We start from the raw sequence: 17,657 nt of genomic DNA, 5'->3' as shown, positions 1-17,657 counted from the left end.
TCGGGCTCTGACCCGGCCGGAGCCGAGCGGCGAAGGATCACGCGAAACGCCCCCCTCTTCCGACCGGGAGAGGGGGGCGTTTCGCGTCTGGCCTGTGCCGATGCGTGAAGGGGGGCTGGCGCTGACGAGGTGCGCCGACATCGGGCGCGTCTGAAGGGCGCCTGCGCCGTCATGCGATGGCCGCCCGATCTGGGCGGCCATCGCCCCGTCGGACCCGGCGACGTCGGTCGCCGGGCCTGCGGATGTCAGTTCTTGAGGGCGACCGTGAAGTCGGCCTCGGTCTTCTTGCGGATCTCGTCCTCGGTGACGCCGTCGGCGAGTTCGATCAGCGTCATGCCGCCGTCGCCCTTCTTGTCGATGGCGAACACGCCGAGATCGGTGATCACCAGATCGACCACCTGGGTTCCGGTGAGCGGCAGGTCGCAGGCCTTGAGCAGCTTCGGGCTCTCGGTACCGTCCTTGTTCTTGGCGACGTGCTCCATCACCACGACCACGCGCTTCACCCCGGCCACGAGGTCCATGGCGCCGCCCATCCCCTTCACCATCTTGCCGGGGATCATCCAGTTGGCGAGGTCGCCGTTGCCGGCCACCTGCATGGCGCCGAGGATCGACAGGTTGATGTGCCCGCCGCGGATCATCCCGAAGGAATCCGCCGAGGAGAAGTAGCTCGTGGTCGGCAGCGCGGTGATCGTCTGCTTGCCGGCATTGATCAGGTCCGGATCCTCCTCACCCTCGTAGGGGAAGGGGCCCATGCCGAGCATGCCGTTCTCCGACTGGAGCTGCACCGACATGCCCTCGGGGATGTAGTTCGACACCAGCGTCGGGATGCCGATGCCGAGGTTCACGTAGAAGCCGTCCTCCAGCTCCTTGGCGGCGCGCGCCGCCATCTGCTCGCGGGTCCAGGCCATCGTTCTCGCTCCCTTCCCGTCCGGTCAGTGCGTGCCGCCGCCGGCCGCGGCGGCTGGGGTCGCATCGTTGCGCGTGCGCGTCGTGCGCTGCTCGATGCGCTTGTCGCGCACGCCCACGTCGACGATGCGCTTCACGAAGATGCCGGGCGTGTGGATCGTGTCCGGATCGATCTCGCCCGGCTTCACGAGATGCTCGACCTGCGCCACCGTCATCTTGGCGGCGGTGGCCATCATCGGGTTGAAGTTGCGCGCGGTCATCCGGTAGCGCAGGTTCCCCTCGGTGTCGCCCGTATGGGCATGGACCAGGGCGAGGTCGGCGAACAGGCCGCGCTCCATGACGTAGTGCTCGCCATCGAACTCGCGGACCTCCTTGCCCTCGGCGACCTTGGTGCCGACGCCGGTCTTGGTGAAGAAGGCCGGGATGCCGGCGCCGCCGGCGCGGATCCGCTCGGCGAGCGTGCCCTGCGGGTTGAACTCGATCTCCAGCTCGCCGCCGAGATACTGGCGGGCGAATTCCTTGTTCTCGCCCACGTAGGACGAGATCATCTTCCGGACCTGGCGGGTGTCCAGAAGCTTGCCGAGGCCGACCCCGTCGATGCCGGCATTGTTCGAGACGACGGTGAGACCCTTGACGCCCGAGAGGCGCACCGCCTCGATCAGCTCGTCCGGGATGCCGCAGAGGCCGAAGCCGCCGCACATCACCATCATGTCGTCGTGCAGGAGGCCGGCCAGGGCCGCGGCGGCATCCGTGTAGACCTTCTTCATCGAACCGTCCTTTTCCCGCCGGACCCGACCGGCCGAAACCTTGGGAAGTGCGTGTCCTCGCGCCTGCTCTCCCCGATTCCGCGCGTGAAATCCAGTGGTGCGCCGCACCGGTCCGCGCGGACGCGGGCGATCCGTAACCGGCACTGCGTTGGGGAGGGCAGGGCGGCCCTGCGCGGGCGCGGCAGACAAAGCCGGTCAAGGACGCTAAATTGCCCACTCGACGTGCAGACCCTGCCGGGCCGCGGCAGCCCGAGGGGCCGGCGCGGCGCCCGGCTTCCGGTTACAGCCGCCGCCCCTTCGGAGCATGATGTCGCTGCGCCGCCCGATCTTCGTCCTCGCTCTCGGGAGCCTGATCGCGGCCGGCCTCGGCCTGCGCGATTGGCCCCTGGAGGACGGCCGGGTCACGGCCTACGCGCGCCGCGCCTTCGACGCCTACGGCCTGGGCCTGACGCTGCAGGGCCCCGCGAGCGTCGCGGTGCTGCCTTGGCCGCGCCTGACCCTCGACCGCGTCCGGCTCGCCGCCGGTTCCGACGGCCCGGTCCTGGCGGATGCGGGCCGCCTGACTATCGACCTCGACCCGCTGAGCCTCCTCGGCGGGCGCGCGGCCGTGAGCGGGCTTCGCCTGGAGGGCGCGCGGCTGTCGGATGACCCCGCCGGCTGGGACGCCCCCCTCGCGCGCCTCGCCGAGCAGGCCCGGTCCGGCGAGACGGCCCGGCCACGCCGCATCGTCGTGCGCGACGCGCGCCTCGCCGCCGGCGACACGGCCCGGGACATCGACCTGGACATCGCGTGGCCGCTCTGGGGAAAGACCGCCGAGGGCCGCGCCAGCTTCACGTGGCGGGGCGTGCCGACCCGGATCGCCCTGACCCACCTGCGTCCGGCCGAGCTGGCCCAGCGCCGCCGCAGCCCGTTCACCGCGGAGGTCACGTGGCCGGACGGCAGCCTCGCGGCGGACGGAACGGTGGCGCCGCCTGCGGAGGGGAACGCGCTGCCCGTCCTGTCCGGGCAGGTCCGGTTCGAGACGCGATCGCTGCCGGAGAGCCTGGCCTGGATCGGCCGTGATGTGCCGCTGGCGCCCCTCGCCGGCGCCTTCTCGATCGACGGCCGGTTCGAGACGGCGGAGCGGTCCATCTCGTGGCCGAGCCTGCGCATCGGCCTCGGTCAGAACGTGCTGGAAGGCGCCGGCGCCGTCGCCTTCGGACCCGGCAAGGCGCCGCGCCTCTCGGTGCAGGCGACCCTGGCGGCCGAGACCCTCGACTTCACGCCGCTCGTCGAGGATCTGACCCGGCTCCTCGATCCCGCCCCGGTATCCGTCGCCCTGGCGCCGCTCACGCAGGGCGACCTCGACCTCCGCCTGTCGGCGGCGGAGGGCCGCGCCGGCGCCGTTCGGGTGCAGGATCTGGCGGCGAGCATCCTGGTGCGGGATACCGCCCTTGAGGTCGCGGTGAACCGGGCCCGGATCCAGGACGGCACGTTCAAGGGGCGCGTGAACCTGACGAGCGGGACCGATCCGGCCGCGACGGAGCTGCGCACCCAGGGGAGCCTCGACCGCGTCGATCTCGGTGCGCTCCTCGGCGAGATCGGCGCGGCCCGCTGGGTGGTCGGGCCCGTTCAGGGGCATTTCGCCCTCGAATCCAGGGCGCGTGACACGGTCGGCCTCCTGGCGCATCTCGGCGGACGGGCCACGCTCGCCATGGATGGCGGCGCCATCGCGGGCCTCGATCTCGCCGACGTCGTCCACCGCAACGGTGCCGTGGCGTCCGGAGCTCTGGCGCGCCGGAACGGCCGGACCGCGTTCGAGCGGGCCGTGGTGACGCTGCGCTTCGTCGACGGTGTCGGCGAGATCGCCGAGTCGGGTCTTCTGGGGCCGAGTGTCGGCGCCACCCTTCACGGCCAGGTGTCGCTGCCGGAACGGCGACTCGACGCCAGGGGCGATCTCGTCCTGCGGCCGCCCGGCGATTCCGCCCGCGGGATCCTGTTCGCGGTGACGGGCCCCTGGAACGCCCTGACGGCTCAGACGGCCGCCCACAGCGAGCCGTCCGATCCGGCCGGCCGGATCGGGGATGCGATGCTGCCCGATCCTCTCAAATTGCCCGCCACCCTCGGCCTGCCCGGCAGTGTCCGTGCCTTCGCGCCGTGACGGTCGCGCGTTGGCGCCGGCCCCGGCCAAGCTCTAAGATCGGATCCCGATCGCCGTCATGATCCCCATGCGCCGCCTGCTCATCGAGGAACCCGTCACCCGCGCAGGGCCTCTGGCCCGGCGGCTCGCCGTGTTCTCCGTCATCGCCACCGGCATCGCCCTGATCTTGGTCCGGGACCCGCGTGCCGACACCGACGCGGCGCTCGCGGCCCTGGTGGCCGGGTTCGGGGTCGCGGTGCTCGCCGCGGCGGCTGCGGTCTTCGCCTTCGTGCGGGTCTGGCGCGAGGGGGCTCGCGGTCTCGGGGCCGCCCTCGCAGGGCTGATCCTCGCGCTGGCGGTCCTCGGCTATCCCGCTTTCCTGGGCTTGCGCAGCCTGCGGCTGCCGGCGCTGTCCGACATCACCACCGACATCGACAACCCACCCGCCTTCTCGCGCTCGCGGGCAGCCTTCGCGGCGCGCGGCGGCCGCTACCCGGCGGATCCCGGCCCCGCGATCCGCGAGCGCCAGCGCGGCGCCTATCCGCAGATCGCGCCCCTGACCCTCGATATCGGCGCCGACGAGGCCTTCGAACTCGCCCGGCAGGCGGCGCTGAAGCGGCACTGGCAGATCGTCGAGGCGATCCGGCCGGGGGGACGCACCGGGAACGGTCGGATCGAGGCCGTGGCCCGCGGTCTGATCCTCAACCTGCCCGGCGACGTCACCGTGCGTATCCGCCCCCGCGCGGACGGGGCGCGGATCGACGTGCGCTCGGCCTCGCGCCTCAGCGGCCGCGATTTCGGCAGCAACGCGGACCGGATCCGGGCCTATCTCGACGACGTCGCCAACCTCGCCCTCGCGGTGAAGTGACCCGTCGCGTCCCTCAGGCCGGCGCGTAGGTGCCGTCCAGCCGGGGGGCGCCGTCGCAGGTCGCGCGCCCGCGTCCGACAAGATCCTCCAGATGGGCGAAGACCGACAGCGCCGCGGCGCCGCGGAGGCGGGGATCGAGCCCCTGGTAGATCGCCGCGACGATGTCGGCGATCCGCCTGTCGCCGGCCGCCAGCCGCGCGCGGATCGCCGCTTCGCGCTGGCGGCGGTGCCCGGCCAGCCCGCGCAGGAACCGGGCGGGCTCGCATACGGGTCCGCCATGGCCCGGCCAGTACACGGTCTCGTCGCGCCCGCGCAGCTTGTCGAGAGAGTCCATGTAGGCCCGCATCGCGCCGTCCGGCGGGGCCACGATCGTGGTCGACCACGCCATGACGTGGTCCCCCGAGAACAGCGCCTGCGCTTCCGGCAGCGCGAAGGCGAGATGGTTCATCGTGTGGCCGGGGGTCTCGACGGCCACGAGGGTCCAGCCTCGACCGGACACGGAATCGCCCTCCGCCATGATCCGCTCGGGAGCGTGAGCCCGGTCGGCGCTGGCGTCGAGCATCGGCGCTTCCGCCTCCGAGAGCGCGCGTGCGGCCCGGTGTGGCCCGCATCCGACGATGGGCGCGCCGGTGCGGGCAGCGAGGAGCCGCGCGCCCGGAGAATGATCACGGTGGGTGTGGGTGACCACGATGGCCTCCACACGCTCCCCAGCGAGGTCCTGAAGCAGCGCCTCGATATGCACCGGATCATCCGGGCCCGGATCGAGCACCGCGACGCGATCCTGGCCCACCACGTAGGTGCAGGTGCCGCTCGCCGTGAAGGGGCCGCCGTTCGGCGCGACCCGGCGGCGGATCAACGGGGCGACCGGCTCCAGCCGCCCAGCTGGGGGCATCGAACGATCGAAGGTCAGGCTGTTCTCGTCGGCGTCCGCCATCGCGATCCCATGCGATCGACACGGCGTTTCCTTGGACGGTTCGACGCCGCGTGGCAATCGGCCCGGAGGCCGCGATCCGACCTTCCGGGCATTCGCCGGGCGTCCGGCAAGTTCCGATGTCGCAGACGCGCTCTCTGGGACCGGATGACCGCCCCTGCGCCGGCCTCGCCCCCTGAAGGCGGCCGTCGGTCTGGGCGTGACGCTTACGGGCCAGACCGCGACGAAGGACGTCAGCCCTGGCGGCGGGTCTGTCGAGCGCGCACGCGGACCGGTACGGGCGCCGGTGCCGGCAGGAGACCGAGCGCTGCCGCGCGCAAGGCATCGCCGGTTCTATCGACGAGATCGGCGAGGCGCACCGCCAGCGCGGCGGCCTTCGATCGAACGGCACTCTTGGCAGATTGCAGCATCGCAAATCCCGGATCGAGCCTGGAGACCTCTCTTCGAACGCTAGCGCCCCTGTCTCGTTCCGTCACCCCTTGACGCGGACAGCGCACGAACCCCCCGCTCCCCAGGGGACTTCGCGATCGGGGCGGAACCGGAGCGAAACCTTGGCGTTTTCGTGTTCAGAACGACGCGGCCCGCCCGCGTTGAGACTTTCGAAGGATCTGAACGATGCTCGGTTGGGCCGTAACTTTTCTCGTCGTCGCCCTCGTGGCCGCTCTGCTTGGCTTCGGCGGCATCGCCGGCACGGCGATGGAAGCTGCCAAGCTGGTATTCTTCGTGGCCATCGTCCTCTTTGCGATCTCGGCGGTCGTGGGACTGATGCGGGGCCGCTCGCCGACACTTTGAGGAACGACCGGAGACGCCGGCCCCGATCCCGGGCCGGCGCACGGCGCGATGAAAAGCCGCCGCCCCGTGCGGCGGCTTTTTCCGTCGTGTCGGTCCGCATACTGGGCTCGAGACGGTTCCGTCTGGCCGAGGCGGGGGTATCGGGATGGGCGTCCGCTGGATCCGGGGTCGAGGGCTCTCGACCGTCAGGCTTTGCGGTCGGCGCTGTCCAGCTTCGCGATCAGTTCGGCAAAGCGGTCGGGCACCGGTTGCTGCGTGACCGTGTCGTACATCGCGCGCAGCTGCGTCGCGATACGATTGCGGGTCTGGTCGCTCAGGCCGTTCTTGGTCCGGTGGCCGGTGGTCTGGTCAGGGGTGTCGAAAGGTTGCTGATCGACGGCGCCGTCCTGGCCCTCCGACGAGCGATTCGAGACAGTCTCGGCATGCGAATAGCGCGCGCGAAGACCTCCCTCCTTTCCCTGGTCCACCATCAATAGGCCCCTTGTTGCCGAAGTCGGCTCGGCCGCATTGTGCTGCGGCTCGACATACGCCATGGCTGCGGCGGCAACGCCTGCCCGCCGGGATCGGTTCCGCCGGGGGGTGGAACGGAGTGCGGGCCTCCGCGTTGGGCGGTAGGCTGCGCAGGACACAAGCCGGCCCCGGCAGGACTTCGGTAAAGGACCGAGGCGTTCGCGGCCGGGCAACACGGCGAGGCACAGGGGATCGAATGTCGACATCGCAACTCGTGGTACAGCACCTGCCGTACCTGCGCCGCTACGCGCGGGCGCTCACGGGTAGCCAAGTGGCGGGCGACGCGTATGTCGCCGCCACCCTGGAGACCCTCGTCAACGAACCGGACACGCTCGGCCGGAGCACCAACATCAAGGCCGATCTGTTCCGTGTCTTCACGCGGATCTGGAATTCGCTCTCGGTGAACGGCCGCAGCGAGCAGGTTCAGCACGATCTGCCGGCGGAGGTCCGTCTCGGCCAGATCACGCCGCTGCCGCGGCAGGCGTTCCTGCTCTCCTGCCTCGAAGGCTTCTCCGAGGAAGATGCGGCCATCATCCTGGGCGTCGACGTCTCCGAGGTCCGTGACCTCGTGGACGAGGCCGGCCGCGAGCTGGCCGCCGACATGGCGACCGAGATCCTCATCATCGAGGACGAGCCGCTGATCGCGATGGATCTCGAGGCCCTCGTGGAGGGTCTGGGTCACAATGTCATCGGCGTCGCCCGCACCCGCACCGAGGCGATCAAGATCGCCGGCGAGGGTAAGCGTCCCGGCCTGATCCTGGCGGACATCCAGCTCGCCGACGGCTCCTCGGGTCTTGATGCCGTGAACGATCTCCTGAAGACCTTCGAGGTCCCGGTGATCTTCATCACGGCCTATCCGGAGCGGTTCCTCACCGGCGAGCGTCCCGAGCCCGCCTTCCTCATCGCGAAGCCCTTCCAGCCGGCGAATGTCTCGGCGGTGATCAGCCAGGCGCTGTTCTTCCAGCAGACGGCCCGTCGGCGCGAAGCCAAGACGGCCTGAGAGGACGGCCTCAGCCGGGCTCGGCGGTTCTCGCCGGGCTGAACCGGTCCCAGGCCGCCTCCGAGCCTCGATGACGACAAAAACCCCGGCTTGCGCCGGGGTTTTTTGTTGTCCGTGCCGGAGACCCGGACATCCCGGATGCAGGCGCAAAAAAACGGGCCGGAGAAGTCTCCAGCCCGTCGCGAAGGTTCCGGCCGATGCACAAGGGGAATGCGGGGAGGACCAGGTGGCCGGGTGCAGAGAAAACGGATGCCGGACCGGGAGGTTCCAGCAAACGCACTTTTTCTGATGCGGTGGCCTTTTGGCCACATGTGGATGGTGTGGATTGCGGGCGTGCGCCGCCGCACCAACGGCCGGGCTGTCATCGAATACTCAGGATACGTAGGCGCGTCACAGTCTAGGAACCTGCGATTGCAGGGCGCGTTATACGAACATCCTGTCAAGCTCTCGCATGAGGTCGGGGCAATGCTGCGGTCTGGTTTCCTCCTGGGCGTGAGTGCTCCTGCCGCTCTTCTCACCGTCCTCGTCCAGCCGGTCGTGCGCGACACGGCGGATCGTTGGGTGCCCCCGGTGCCCACCGCCCAGACGGCGCAGATTCCGCTGCCGGGGATGCGGCCGGTCTCCATCGCGCTCAGCCCGACGCGGGTCGCGGGCGTTCAGAAGGCCGACGGTCGGATTGCCCCGGTCGCAGGGGAAGCTCAGGATCTGGAGATCAAGCCGATCCTGCGTCAGCCGCCCCGGCGTATGGTCCGCGAAGGCTGCGAGACGGCTCTGAGCTCCCTGGTCGGGCCCGAGGCGCGCCGCATGACCCCCGGGCGTTGCATTTCCTGATCGTTGCCCCCCGGATCCCGTAACGCAAAAGGCCCCGTCACCATGGCGGGGCCTTTTGCGTTGGTGTGCCGTGTTGGCATTGCCGAAACGAAAACGGCGCCGGTCCGAAGACGCGGCGCCGCTACGCGATACGCGTGAGCCGATGCCTCACTCGGCCCGGCCTGTCCCCGTGGACTGACCGCCCTTGCGACCGGCGGACGAAGCCAATTCGCGATCCTGCGAAAAGGAACGCTTCTCTGCCGGCACGCTGCGGCCGCCCTTGCTGGCGATCTCGCGCTGCCGCTCGAGGTTCATCGAGGCAAAGCCCCGCTTCGAGGTCGAATTTCCGGATGCCATCAGTTCCTCCTCAGGCTTCGCTTCACCCCGCAACAACCTTCAGCAATAACCAAGGTTCCTATCCCGAGACCTGCTCAAGCTTCCGCCAGCTAAGCTTGGCAGCAACCCGGACTTGTGTCGGGCGTTGGTCGACGTTCGACCTTGGTCGACATCCGCGGCCGTGTCGGCATGACCGGAGCCACGGCGACTTGGTCCGGGAGGCGGTGCGACAGTGCGACCGCGGAATGAGATGGGGTATCGCGCATGACGAACCGCAACATGGTCAAGGATCCTGCCCCGGGCACGGCGACGGAGCGGCCGAACACGCCGCCGATGCCGCCGATGCCGGCCCCGGAAGATTCCGCTACGCCGACCACCCGTGAGGAGCCCACCGACTCGCCCCATCTGAATGCCAGCCTCAAGCGCGAAGCGCCCGCTCCCGGGCGCCAGGGCCTCTCGACCGAGCGCTGATCCAGGCCGAAGCCGCCCTCAAGCCTGCCGCCGGTGCGTGAGGCGGATCAGGGCGGCGATCAGGAGGGCGATTGCCAGGATGGTGACGATCCCGGCCCCCGTCAGGATCCGCTGGATGAGCGGCGTATAGAGACCCCGTGCGGCATCGTAACCGTAGCAGAGCAGCGTGAGCCGGTCGGCGAGGCTGCCGACCCGGCCTTCGCCGGCCTCGGTCAGGGCGAGGCGGAGATCCCGCCCGGTCAGGGCGAGGGGCGACAGCACCTGTGCCACCCGGCCGTCGGCGGCGAGAAGAATGGCCGCCGCCGGATGGGCGAAGCTGTCGGTGCCGGCATCATAGACGGCCTGATAGCCCAGGGCGCCGGTGAGGCGCGCGAGGGCCGTGTCCGAGGCGATCAGCGCCCGGGGGCGGGCCGATGCATCCCGGTCTCCCAGCGTATCCGCGAGCATGCGGCGCGCGGCCGCGGGATCGTCGCGCGGGTCGATCCCGACCAGGACGAGCCCGTAATCGTCCCGCGGGAGTCCCGTCGCCGCGAGGGCCTCTACCGACATCGACACCATCGGGTCGCATACATTGCCGCAGGTGTAATCGACGGGCAGCAGCAGGGCGGCCCGACCGTCGAGGACCTTGCCCAGGGTGGTGGGCTGCCCGGTGCGCGCATCGGTGACCGCAAGGTCGAGCGGGACGCGGGCCCCCGGGGGCGGCGTGACCGCGACACGGGCGAGATCGGCCTGGACCAGCCGGGCTGCGGCCGGCCTCGACCCCAGGATGAGGCCGAGTGCCAGCAGGGCGCCGAGACCACACCGCCAAGTTGCGTCCAGTGCAGGGCTGGACAAGTGCCTGACGAACCGCATGGATATACGGGCCCGTCCGGCCCCGCCGTCCTGGGCGTGAGACCCGTCGCGGAGCCCCCGAATGACCCTCGACACCGAGGTTTCCTCCCTGAAGCAGGTGCCGCTGTTCCGCGAGGTGGAACCGTCGCGCCTGAAGCTTCTGGCCTTCACCAGCGAGCGGGTGCATTTCGAGCCGGGGCAACGCTTCTTCGCCCGCGGCGATGTGGCGGATGCAGCCTACGTGATCCTCTCGGGCACCGCGGAGGTCAGCATCGATGGCCCCGCCGGCCCGGTGCGCCTGGCGTTGCTGGGCCAGGATGCCCTGGTCGGCGAGATGGGCATCCTGGCCGAGCAGCCCCGGTCCGCCACCGTGACGGCGCAATCCGCGGTGACCGCCCTGCGCATCGACCGGGGCGTCTTCCTGGAACTGCTCGCACAGTTTCCCCAGATCAGCATCGCCCTGATGCGCGTCCTGGCCTTGCGGCTGGAGCAGACCAATCAGGCGCTGGCCGAGAGCCGCGGCTGATCACGCTGCGTAAGTGATGAATTCCAGGAGCGACCCGTCCGGATCCCGGAAATAGACGCTCTGGCCGGGACCCGCGGCGCCGTGCCGCTCCACCGGCCCGAGTTCCACAGCGATGCCGGCTGCCTCGAGATGCGCGATCGCCGCCTCGATCGGACCCGACCAGCGGAAGCACAGATCGCTGTTGCCGGGCTGGACGGGTTTGGCCGCCACGGGCACCGCCTCGACGCCAGGCCCATGGCAGTTGAGCTGGACGCCGCCGAACCGGTAGGCGAAGCCTGGGCCGCGCTCGATGATCTCGGCGCCCACCACATCCCGGTAGAAGGCATTGGATCGGGCCCAGTCGCTGACGTGGATCACACAGTGGTCGAGGTGTATCGCCGGGCTGAGCGGGACCTCGGGTACGGTCGTCGCCTCGGTCGGAAGAGTTTGGGTCTCGGGCATCCTTAACCTCCGCGCCGGCCGCAATAGAGCGTTGCCGCGATTCTGAATTAGGGCGCAACCGTGGCCGCGCGAGCCGCCCGCGCGCGATCCGCTGCGGCGGAAAAGCTACATCGTCACGGGCGCTGAGGCGGTAGGCATGGCGCGACGACCGTATCCCGCACGACAGGACCTATGATCGCCACGCTTCCATCGGCCTGGAGCCGCCTGCGCCGGATCGCCCTCTCGCGGATCCTCCTCGCCGTGGTGGCGATCGCGCCGCTGGCGGCCTGTCAGACCCGTCCGGTCCAGGTCGCGCAGGACGACGAATCCGCTTGGTACATCGGCGCAAAGCCCGACAAGCCCTTCGACATTCCCCTCGTCGATACCCAGCGGCTCGACCCCAAATATCGCCGGCAGCAGGTCAGCTACAACGGCCCCGAGCAACCCGGCACCATCGTCGTCGACATCGACAAGCGCCAGCTTGTCCTTGTTCAGGCCGATGGCACGGCGATGCAGTACGGCGTCGGCGTCGGCAAGGCAGGCTTCTCCTGGAAGGGCGAGGCCCGGGTCGGACGCAAGGGTGTCTGGCCGGATTGGAGCCCGACGGCCACGATGGTCTCGCTCCATCCCGACTTGCCACGGACCCGTAAGGGCGGCGTCGACAACCCGCTCGGTGCCCGCGCGCTCTACCTATACCAGGGCAACCGCGACATCCTGTTCAGGATCCACGGCACCAACGAGCCCTGGAGCATCGGTGAGCAGATGTCGTCGGGCTGCGTCCGGATGCTGAACGAAGACATCGCGGACCTCTACGAGCGCGTTCCGGTGGGAACCCGCGTTCTCGTCAAGCGCAACGGCCAATACCGGACCTGATCGGTCTGGCTTCCCCGACGTCGGCTGCGCCGCGCAAAGGCGGCGGTCAGCCGGCCGGCCTCACAGAGGCGGCGTCGCGCGCCTCTTCGGAGGCGTGGCGCGCGAGACGGCCGAGACCCTCACGATCCAGCGCCGGGTCACGCAGGGCGCCGTCCCGTACCATGCCGTCGCTCGCCAGGACCGCGGCCGTGGTCAGCCCCGGGCTCGTACGGGCGGCCGGTCCTTCCGGCCCGATCGCGAGGCCGATCCAGGTGAGAAGGGCTGCGCTCAGGGCCACGCCGGCGAGCAGGGTCTTGAGAAAGCTCATGCGATACAACGACGGCTCCGGGGCGCCGTTCCGTGGCGCAGCCCGCGCGCAGGGTCGGAACGCTTTCGCAACCACGACGGGAGAAAGTCGGCGCCGGGGAAGCGCCGTCCCTCCGGTCGCCCGACAAATTCGCCACATTGGTCGTGCAGCGTGACGGCCCTCACACCGCTTTTCTTCGACGCCTTGCCTCCCGCGTGGACAGTTCCGTGATGATCAGACCGATGCTTGCCCTGCTCCTCCTGTGCGGCCCTGCAGCCGCGGCCGGGACGATCAGCGGTCCGGCGACCGTGATCGACGGCGACACGATCGAGGTGCAGGGGACGCGCATCCACCTGTACGGCATCGACGCCCCCGAGACCGCGCAGAGCTGCGAGAGTGCCAAGGGCCTGGAATATCGCTGCGGCCGCGAGGCCGCGCAGGCCCTGCGCGCGCGGATCGACGGCGGCGTCGTCACCTGCGAGCGGCGGGAGGGAGCCGTCGCCGGGCGTGTCACCGGGATCTGCCATGTCCATGGCGAGGATCTGTCCGCCTGGATGGTCGGCCAGGGCCTGGCGCTGGCCAGCCGCCACGTGACGCCCACCTATGTCCGCCACGAGGGGCACGCCTGGGCGACCCGCCGCGGCATCTGGGCCGGCACCTTCGAGAAGCCGGCCGATTGGCGCCAGGATCGGCGCCGGGTCGAGGCCACGGCCGGGGCGAGCGCGGCCGACTAGCGGGTCCGGCGGCTCAGGCCGTCGCGTCCTGCCCCTCGGTGAATTCCCGCCACAGCAGGACCAGGGCGGCCATCACCGCCGGGCCGACGAACAGGCCGAGCAGTCCGAAGGTCTCGACGCCGCCGAGGATGCCGAGGAGCACCCACAGGAAGGGCAGTTTCGTCGTGCCGCCGATCAGGGCCGGCCGGATGAAATGGTCGGCGACGAAGGTCACGACGAAACCCGCCGCAGCCACCACCAAAGCCGCCGTCACCGAACCCGCCGCCACCAGAAGAAGCGCCGCGATGGCGATGGCCACGGCGGCTCCGAACGGAATCATCGCCGCGACCGCCGTGAAGGCGCCGAGGAGCACGGGGTGGGGCACCCCCGCGAAGTGGTACACGATCCCCAGTACGAAGCCCTCGCCGAGGCCCACCAGCACGAGCCCGTCGACGGTGCCGTGCACGGAGGCCACCATCTGGCGGGCGACGCGCTCGCCGCGCGGGCCGAACAGCCGGTGGCAGGCGGTCAGCGACTGGTCCCGCACCGTCCGCCAGTCGCGGAACAGGAAGAACAGGGCCACGAGGCTGAAGCCGAACAGCACGATCCGGTGCACCACCTCGCGGCCGACATTGCGCGACGCCCCGAGCACGGAATTGTTCTCGAACCGGCGCAGCAGGTCCGAGCCCGCCTGCGCGTGGCCGAGATTGTCGTTCCACCACGCGGTCGCCTGCGCGGCGCCGTAGGGCAGGTGCTGGAGGAATTCCGGCGCCGGGATGCCGTTCGCCTCGGCGTTGCGGACGAACTCGGCCACGTCGTGGGCCTCGCGGGCGGCCTGGACGCCGAGGATCGCCAGCGGCGCCAGGAAGACCAGCGCCACCGCCGCCGTCATCAGCGTGGGCAGCAGGATGTTGTGCTTCCCCGGCGGGAAGCGGTGCTCCAGCCGCGTGTAGACTGGCCACAGGGCGATCGCCAGCACCACCGCCCAGGCCAGCGCGGGCAGGAACTCGTGCAGGATCCAGAGACCCAGGGCCGACAGGGTCAGCACGAGCAGGACGCGAGCTGCACCCTGGGAACGCGCCCGCTCCTGTGGCGGGAGGGGTGGCGTCTCGATCCGCGCCGGCGGAGCGGCGGGCTTGGTGATCGGTGGCATCCGTCTGTTCTCCTGAGGACGCGCGGTCCTCTCGCCGTCAAGCTAGGGTCGGCGCGATCGGCGCACATGCGCGTCCGCACACCCGGCGGCGCACGCTTGTGGACAGGCGCTGAAACGCCGGGGAAGCGCCGCGGTTGCCGCCCCTGACACCCTCGTGTAGAGGTCGCCGCCATTCGACGGGGCCGCGTACGAGGGCCCGTATACGCGTAGGGTGGCCGCACGGGGCGTTTCCGCCGGGCCGCCCGGGCGGCGAGGGGGCTCCCGCACGACCGATCCGGAATTCGAACAGCCCGCGAGAAGACATGTCCGACGAGCCCGCCCACGGCAGCGCCACCTTCGAGCGCGTGGCCGACATCATAGCCGAGACCGCCGACATCCCGCGGGACAAGATCACGCCCGAGAGCCACGCCATCGACGACCTCGGCATCGACAGCCTCGCCTTCCTCGACATCGCCTTCGCGGTGGACAAGGCCTTCGGGATCAAGCTGCCGCTCGAGCGCTGGACCCAGGAGGTCAACGAGGGCAAGGTCCCGGCCGAGGAGTACTTTGTCCTCAAGAACCTCTGCGCGCGCATCGACGGCCTCGTGGCCGAGAAGGCCGCCAAGGTCTGAACGCAGGCCGATCCGACCCATCATGCGCCTCGAATATTTCGAGATGATCGACTCCGTGCGGCTCCTCGATCGGGCCGCCGGCCGCATCGAGGCGCTCGCCCGGGTGCCGATGGCCAGCCCGGTCTTCGAAGGGCACTTCCCCGGCCATCCCCTGGTACCGGGCGTCCTCCTCACCGAGACGATGGCGCAGGCCTCCGGCTACCTTGTGCTTGCCCATCTCGACTTCGCCCGGATGCCGTTCCTCACCGGCGTCGACAAGGCCCGCTTCCGGTCCTTCGTGGGCCCCGGGGCGAACCTCCTCGTCACGGCGCACCTGGAGCATGACGGCTCGGGCTACGCGGTCACCAAGGCGGCGATCAGCCACGACGGCAAGGCGCTGTGCGACGCGGAGCTGCGCTTCCGCACCATGCCGTTCCCGGACGGCCTCGACGCGCCGATGCGCGAGCGGGCGCGGACGATCGGCCTGTTTCCCGATTCGGCGCCGGCCGAACGCGAGTCCTGAGTCAGCCATGAGCCGCCCCGTCGTCGTCACCGGCCTCGGCCTCGTCTCCTGCGCGGGTGAAGGCGTCGACGCCCACTTGGCCGCCCTCGCCGGGGAGGCGGCTCCGCGCACGGACAGCGAGACCTTTGCGCCCTACCCGGTGCATCCGGCGCCGGCGATCGCCTGGGACGGCCAGATTCCCAAGCGCAGCGACCAGCGGCAGATGGAGGCCTGGCAGCGGCTCGGCGTCTACGCCGCCGGCCTCGCCCTCGACGCCGCGGGCGTAAAGGATGAGGCCGCCTTCAAGCAGGCGCTCCATCTCGTCGTGGCGGCGGGCGGCGGCGAGCGCGATTACGCGGCGGACGGGGCGATCCTCACGGGCCTGCGGGACGCCGCCGATCCGGGCGCCTACCTGAACGAGCGGCTGCAGAACGACCTCCGGCCGACGCTGTTCCTTGCTCAGCTCTCGAACCTGCTCGCCGGCAACATCGCCATCGTGCACGGGGTGACGGGCGCGTCGCGCACCTTCATGGGCGAGGAATCCGCCGGGGTCGACGCCCTGCGGATCGCCCAGGCGCGGGTGGCTTCGGGCCAGATCGATGCGATCCTGGTCGGCGGCTCCTACAGCGCCGAGCGGCCGGACGTTCTGGTCATCCACGAGATGGGCGGCTACCTCGCCCGCGACGCCTACCGCCCGGTCTTCGCGCGCGGCGAGGCGGGCGGCTTCATCCTCGGTAGCTGCGCAGCGTTCTTGATGCTGGAATCGGCTGCGCATGCGGCCGCCCGCGGTGCCCGTGCCCTGGCCCGGCTTGAGACGGTGGCGAGCGACCGGACCCGGCGCAGGCCCGGCAGCGTCGCCGACAGCCTCGAGGCCCTCTGGCGACAGGCCGGCCTCTCGGGCCCCGATCACGTCCTGTCCGGTGCCACCGGAGTCGCGCCGATCACCGCGGAAGAGCACGCTGCGCTGGCCCGTCTCGCGCCCGGCGCGCGGCTGCGCGCCCTCGGGGACGTGACTGGGCACGGGCTCGAAGTGGCGGCACCCTTCGGAACGGCGCTCGGGGCCGCCCTCGTCGCCGGCGGCAGCGCCCGCGAGGTCGCCGTGACCGCCGTCGGCCATCGGCGCGGCGAGGGTGTTCTGCGCCTCGTTCCGGCCTGAGCAAGCCCGTCCGGTGCCTGCGTGCCGACGGCGCTAGTTCGTGCGGCCGTAACCACAGACTTCATGCGCCCACGCCGCATTGAACTCCCTTATCTCGTTGTTCTCGCGGCCGTTCTGGCGTTGCTCAACCGCATTTTCCGCTGAGAATTTCCCGCATCGGCGGGCCTGTTGCCGGGTGAAATATTTCCCTGCGCTTGCCAAAAAACCGCCGGCGGTTTATTTAAGCCGTATCGGCACGTGTCCGGATATCTTGGACCGTTACGCCTTCGCAGGGCGGTTCTGACTTTCCTATCGCTATCGGTCGATGCCGGCGCCTTCTCGCATGAGCGGGCGCCATTCCTCACTATGCCTGCGAAGATCAAGGACTTCCATGAGCACCGGAACCGTCAAGTGGTTCAACGAGACCAAGGGCTACGGCTTCATCCAGCCGGATGACGGCGGCAAGGACGTGTTCGTTCACATCTCGGCCGTCGAGCGCGCCGGCCTGCGCAGCCTGAACGAAGGCCAGAAGGTTTCCTACGAGCTGGAGACCGACCGTCGCAGCGGCAAGCAGTCCGCCGGTCAGCTCCAGACGGCCTGATCGCCGTCCTAGGCGTTTCTGTCGAAGCCGCTCCCTTGGAGCGGCTTCTTCGTATCTGCATTCTCTTTCCTTGCCTTTCTCTCGTGGGCGACGGCCTTCGCCGCGCCCGATCCAGGAGTGTCTGTGAGCTTTTTGAAGAATCAGGGTGTCGTCGATCGTCTGGAGACCGCCGCGAAGGCGCGGTCCGAGATGCTGGCCCGGTTCCGGGCGCGCCCGTCTGCCGATGATCCCACGGTCCTGGCCCGCCAATCCGCCCGCCGCGCCGTGGTCGATGCCCGCGAGGCCCGTGCGGCCGAACGCGCCGCCCAGCGTCAGGCCGAGCTCGAGCGCGCCGCTGCCCTGGCCGAGGCCGAGCGTCTCGCGGAAATCGAGCGCAAGCACGCCGAGCAGCTGGCCGCGCAGGAGCGCGCCAAGGCTCTCCAGGCCGAACAGAAGGCCCAGCGCGACGCTCGCTATCTCGCCCGCAAGGCGAAAGCGCAGAAGAAGCGCTGAGGCGCGGCAGCGGCAACACCCTCCA

General features: G+C 70.3%; 24 protein-coding genes. 14 read left to right on the top strand and 10 right to left on the bottom strand.

Going from position 1 to position 17,657, the window contains the following annotated elements:
• Nucleotides 1-245: 245 nt before the first annotated feature.
• Nucleotides 246-908 carry a 3-oxoacid CoA-transferase subunit B gene (locus GGQ91_RS02540; RefSeq protein ID WP_043349486.1) on the bottom strand — a complete coding sequence of 221 codons (663 nt, stop codon included), beginning with the start codon at nt 906-908 and terminating at the stop codon, nt 246-248.
• 24 nt (nt 909-932) lie between these two features.
• Nucleotides 933-1,673 carry a CoA transferase subunit A gene (locus GGQ91_RS02535; protein ID WP_053609231.1) on the bottom strand — a complete coding sequence of 247 codons (741 nt, stop codon included), beginning with the start codon at nt 1,671-1,673 and terminating at the stop codon, nt 933-935.
• A gap of 304 nt (nt 1,674-1,977) precedes the next feature.
• Here GGQ91_RS02535 and GGQ91_RS02530 point away from each other — a divergent pair, with 304 nt between their 5' ends.
• Entirely contained in the window at nt 1,978-3,813 is a 1,836-nt protein-coding gene (locus GGQ91_RS02530) for an AsmA family protein (protein WP_246410533.1), read from the top strand.
• Between the two features lie 67 nt (nt 3,814-3,880).
• Entirely contained in the window at nt 3,881-4,660 is a 780-nt protein-coding gene (locus GGQ91_RS02525; protein ID WP_043349473.1) for a DUF1499 domain-containing protein, read from the top strand.
• A gap of 13 nt (nt 4,661-4,673) precedes the next feature.
• Here GGQ91_RS02525 and GGQ91_RS02520 read toward each other — a convergent pair whose 3' ends face one another.
• Both GGQ91_RS02520 and GGQ91_RS02515 read right to left on the bottom strand, forming a co-directional pair.
• Entirely contained in the window at nt 4,674-5,594 is a 921-nt protein-coding gene (locus GGQ91_RS02520; RefSeq protein ID WP_043386003.1) for an MBL fold metallo-hydrolase, read from the bottom strand.
• Nucleotides 5,595-5,824: 230 nt separating this feature from the next.
• The gene (locus GGQ91_RS02515; RefSeq protein ID WP_164706346.1) at nt 5,825-6,001 is read right to left on the bottom strand and encodes a hypothetical protein; all 177 of its coding nucleotides are present in this window, start codon (nt 5,999-6,001) and stop codon (nt 5,825-5,827) included.
• Between the two features lie 205 nt (nt 6,002-6,206).
• Here GGQ91_RS02515 and GGQ91_RS02510 point away from each other — a divergent pair, with 205 nt between their 5' ends.
• Nucleotides 6,207-6,383: a DUF1328 domain-containing protein gene (locus tag GGQ91_RS02510; RefSeq protein ID WP_007568853.1), complete on the top strand. Its 177-nt coding sequence runs from the start codon at nt 6,207-6,209 to the stop codon at nt 6,381-6,383.
• Between the two features lie 185 nt (nt 6,384-6,568).
• On the opposite strand, the gene GGQ91_RS02505 is transcribed toward GGQ91_RS02510, so the two are convergent.
• Nucleotides 6,569-6,916 (bottom strand): NepR family anti-sigma factor, encoded by a 348-nt coding sequence (locus GGQ91_RS02505; RefSeq protein ID WP_236952776.1) that lies wholly within the window; start codon nt 6,914-6,916, stop codon nt 6,569-6,571.
• Between the two features lie 173 nt (nt 6,917-7,089).
• Between GGQ91_RS02505 and GGQ91_RS02500 the strand changes: the two genes are divergently transcribed.
• Both GGQ91_RS02500 and GGQ91_RS27995 read left to right on the top strand, forming a co-directional pair.
• The gene (locus GGQ91_RS02500) at nt 7,090-7,893 is read left to right on the top strand and encodes a response regulator (protein ID WP_043349459.1); all 804 of its coding nucleotides are present in this window, start codon (nt 7,090-7,092) and stop codon (nt 7,891-7,893) included.
• A 249-nt stretch (nt 7,894-8,142) separates the two neighbouring features.
• Nucleotides 8,143-8,724 (top strand): hypothetical protein, encoded by a 582-nt coding sequence (locus GGQ91_RS27995; RefSeq protein WP_236952777.1) that lies wholly within the window; start codon nt 8,143-8,145, stop codon nt 8,722-8,724.
• 147 nt (nt 8,725-8,871) lie between these two features.
• Here GGQ91_RS27995 and GGQ91_RS02490 read toward each other — a convergent pair whose 3' ends face one another.
• The gene (locus GGQ91_RS02490) at nt 8,872-9,060 is read right to left on the bottom strand and encodes a con-10 family general stress protein (RefSeq protein ID WP_043349455.1); all 189 of its coding nucleotides are present in this window, start codon (nt 9,058-9,060) and stop codon (nt 8,872-8,874) included.
• 243 nt (nt 9,061-9,303) lie between these two features.
• Here GGQ91_RS02490 and GGQ91_RS02485 point away from each other — a divergent pair, with 243 nt between their 5' ends.
• Nucleotides 9,304-9,510, top strand: coding sequence for a hypothetical protein (locus GGQ91_RS02485; RefSeq protein WP_053609227.1), 207 nt, complete (start codon nt 9,304-9,306; stop codon nt 9,508-9,510).
• Nucleotides 9,511-9,528: 18 nt separating this feature from the next.
• Here GGQ91_RS02485 and GGQ91_RS02480 read toward each other — a convergent pair whose 3' ends face one another.
• A complete protein-coding gene (locus tag GGQ91_RS02480) occupies nt 9,529-10,344 on the bottom strand; it encodes a thioredoxin domain-containing protein (RefSeq protein WP_246410531.1) in 816 nt (271 codons plus the stop codon).
• Nucleotides 10,345-10,423: 79 nt separating this feature from the next.
• On the opposite strand from GGQ91_RS02480, the gene GGQ91_RS02475 reads away from it, so the two are divergent.
• The gene (locus tag GGQ91_RS02475) at nt 10,424-10,867 is read left to right on the top strand and encodes a cyclic nucleotide-binding domain-containing protein (protein WP_043349450.1); all 444 of its coding nucleotides are present in this window, start codon (nt 10,424-10,426) and stop codon (nt 10,865-10,867) included.
• Here the strand turns inward: GGQ91_RS02475 and GGQ91_RS02470 are convergent, their stop codons facing one another.
• A complete protein-coding gene (locus tag GGQ91_RS02470; RefSeq protein ID WP_053609225.1) occupies nt 10,868-11,308 on the bottom strand; it encodes a VOC family protein in 441 nt (146 codons plus the stop codon).
• Nucleotides 11,309-11,479: 171 nt separating this feature from the next.
• Here GGQ91_RS02470 and GGQ91_RS02465 point away from each other — a divergent pair, with 171 nt between their 5' ends.
• On the top strand, nt 11,480-12,160 hold the full coding sequence (locus GGQ91_RS02465; RefSeq protein WP_043349444.1) for a L,D-transpeptidase: 681 nt from the start codon (nt 11,480-11,482) through the stop codon (nt 12,158-12,160).
• 46 nt (nt 12,161-12,206) lie between these two features.
• Here GGQ91_RS02465 and GGQ91_RS02460 read toward each other — a convergent pair whose 3' ends face one another.
• A complete protein-coding gene (locus GGQ91_RS02460) occupies nt 12,207-12,467 on the bottom strand; it encodes a hypothetical protein (protein WP_182591275.1) in 261 nt (86 codons plus the stop codon).
• Nucleotides 12,468-12,676: 209 nt separating this feature from the next.
• Here GGQ91_RS02460 and GGQ91_RS02455 point away from each other — a divergent pair, with 209 nt between their 5' ends.
• Nucleotides 12,677-13,180, top strand: coding sequence for a thermonuclease family protein (locus tag GGQ91_RS02455; RefSeq protein WP_043386014.1), 504 nt, complete (start codon nt 12,677-12,679; stop codon nt 13,178-13,180).
• Nucleotides 13,181-13,193: 13 nt separating this feature from the next.
• Here the strand turns inward: GGQ91_RS02455 and GGQ91_RS02450 are convergent, their stop codons facing one another.
• Nucleotides 13,194-14,312 (bottom strand): AI-2E family transporter, encoded by a 1,119-nt coding sequence (locus GGQ91_RS02450; RefSeq protein WP_043350201.1) that lies wholly within the window; start codon nt 14,310-14,312, stop codon nt 13,194-13,196.
• Nucleotides 14,313-14,614: 302 nt separating this feature from the next.
• Between GGQ91_RS02450 and GGQ91_RS02445 the strand changes: the two genes are divergently transcribed.
• The 5 genes from GGQ91_RS02445 (at nt 14,615) to GGQ91_RS02425 (ending at nt 17,632) form a co-directional block, all read left to right on the top strand.
• On the top strand, nt 14,615-14,923 hold the full coding sequence (locus GGQ91_RS02445) for an acyl carrier protein (protein WP_010683687.1): 309 nt from the start codon (nt 14,615-14,617) through the stop codon (nt 14,921-14,923).
• A gap of 22 nt (nt 14,924-14,945) precedes the next feature.
• The gene (locus GGQ91_RS02440) at nt 14,946-15,425 is read left to right on the top strand and encodes a 3-hydroxyacyl-ACP dehydratase FabZ family protein (RefSeq protein WP_182591274.1); all 480 of its coding nucleotides are present in this window, start codon (nt 14,946-14,948) and stop codon (nt 15,423-15,425) included.
• 7 nt (nt 15,426-15,432) lie between these two features.
• On the top strand, nt 15,433-16,560 hold the full coding sequence (locus GGQ91_RS02435; protein ID WP_182591273.1) for a beta-ketoacyl-ACP synthase: 1,128 nt from the start codon (nt 15,433-15,435) through the stop codon (nt 16,558-16,560).
• Between the two features lie 370 nt (nt 16,561-16,930).
• The gene (locus GGQ91_RS02430) at nt 16,931-17,140 is read left to right on the top strand and encodes a cold-shock protein (protein ID WP_010683690.1); all 210 of its coding nucleotides are present in this window, start codon (nt 16,931-16,933) and stop codon (nt 17,138-17,140) included.
• 123 nt (nt 17,141-17,263) lie between these two features.
• On the top strand, nt 17,264-17,632 hold the full coding sequence (locus GGQ91_RS02425) for a DUF6481 family protein (RefSeq protein WP_043350195.1): 369 nt from the start codon (nt 17,264-17,266) through the stop codon (nt 17,630-17,632).
• Nucleotides 17,633-17,657: the final 25 nt, after the last annotated feature.

It is taken from the genome of Methylobacterium fujisawaense (genome assembly GCF_014138435.1).
Classification (GTDB): Bacteria; Pseudomonadota; Alphaproteobacteria; order Rhizobiales; family Beijerinckiaceae; genus Methylobacterium; species Methylobacterium fujisawaense.
Note: the sequence above shows the minus strand (reverse complement) of the source record. Positions and strands in the feature narration are given on the sequence as shown.

Bases quoted from the DNA above. Each gene is read 5' to 3' on its own strand.
- GGQ91_RS02540 (WP_043349486.1), bottom strand. From the start codon at position 908: ATGGCCTGGACCCGCGAGCAGATGGCGGCGCGCGCCGCCAAGGAGCTG.
- GGQ91_RS02535 (WP_053609231.1), bottom strand. From the start codon at position 1,673: ATGAAGAAGGTCTACACGGATGCCGCCGCGGCCCTGGCCGGCCTCCTG.
- GGQ91_RS02530 (WP_246410533.1), top strand. From the start codon at position 1,978: ATGATGTCGCTGCGCCGCCCGATCTTCGTCCTCGCTCTCGGGAGCCTG.
- GGQ91_RS02525 (WP_043349473.1), top strand. From the start codon at position 3,881: ATGCGCCGCCTGCTCATCGAGGAACCCGTCACCCGCGCAGGGCCTCTG.
- GGQ91_RS02520 (WP_043386003.1), bottom strand. From the start codon at position 5,594: ATGGCGGACGCCGACGAGAACAGCCTGACCTTCGATCGTTCGATGCCC.
- GGQ91_RS02515 (WP_164706346.1), bottom strand. From the start codon at position 6,001: ATGCTGCAATCTGCCAAGAGTGCCGTTCGATCGAAGGCCGCCGCGCTG.
- GGQ91_RS02510 (WP_007568853.1), top strand. From the start codon at position 6,207: ATGCTCGGTTGGGCCGTAACTTTTCTCGTCGTCGCCCTCGTGGCCGCT.
- GGQ91_RS02505 (WP_236952776.1), bottom strand. From the start codon at position 6,916: ATGGCGTATGTCGAGCCGCAGCACAATGCGGCCGAGCCGACTTCGGCA.
- GGQ91_RS02500 (WP_043349459.1), top strand. From the start codon at position 7,090: ATGTCGACATCGCAACTCGTGGTACAGCACCTGCCGTACCTGCGCCGC.
- GGQ91_RS27995 (WP_236952777.1), top strand. From the start codon at position 8,143: ATGCCGGACCGGGAGGTTCCAGCAAACGCACTTTTTCTGATGCGGTGG.
- GGQ91_RS02490 (WP_043349455.1), bottom strand. From the start codon at position 9,060: ATGGCATCCGGAAATTCGACCTCGAAGCGGGGCTTTGCCTCGATGAAC.
- GGQ91_RS02485 (WP_053609227.1), top strand. From the start codon at position 9,304: ATGACGAACCGCAACATGGTCAAGGATCCTGCCCCGGGCACGGCGACG.
- GGQ91_RS02475 (WP_043349450.1), top strand. From the start codon at position 10,424: ATGACCCTCGACACCGAGGTTTCCTCCCTGAAGCAGGTGCCGCTGTTC.
- GGQ91_RS02470 (WP_053609225.1), bottom strand. From the start codon at position 11,308: ATGCCCGAGACCCAAACTCTTCCGACCGAGGCGACGACCGTACCCGAG.
- GGQ91_RS02465 (WP_043349444.1), top strand. From the start codon at position 11,480: ATGATCGCCACGCTTCCATCGGCCTGGAGCCGCCTGCGCCGGATCGCC.
- GGQ91_RS02460 (WP_182591275.1), bottom strand. From the start codon at position 12,467: ATGAGCTTTCTCAAGACCCTGCTCGCCGGCGTGGCCCTGAGCGCAGCC.
- GGQ91_RS02455 (WP_043386014.1), top strand. From the start codon at position 12,677: ATGATCAGACCGATGCTTGCCCTGCTCCTCCTGTGCGGCCCTGCAGCC.
- GGQ91_RS02450 (WP_043350201.1), bottom strand. From the start codon at position 14,312: ATGCCACCGATCACCAAGCCCGCCGCTCCGCCGGCGCGGATCGAGACG.
- GGQ91_RS02445 (WP_010683687.1), top strand. From the start codon at position 14,615: ATGTCCGACGAGCCCGCCCACGGCAGCGCCACCTTCGAGCGCGTGGCC.
- GGQ91_RS02440 (WP_182591274.1), top strand. From the start codon at position 14,946: ATGCGCCTCGAATATTTCGAGATGATCGACTCCGTGCGGCTCCTCGAT.
- GGQ91_RS02435 (WP_182591273.1), top strand. From the start codon at position 15,433: ATGAGCCGCCCCGTCGTCGTCACCGGCCTCGGCCTCGTCTCCTGCGCG.
- GGQ91_RS02430 (WP_010683690.1), top strand. From the start codon at position 16,931: ATGAGCACCGGAACCGTCAAGTGGTTCAACGAGACCAAGGGCTACGGC.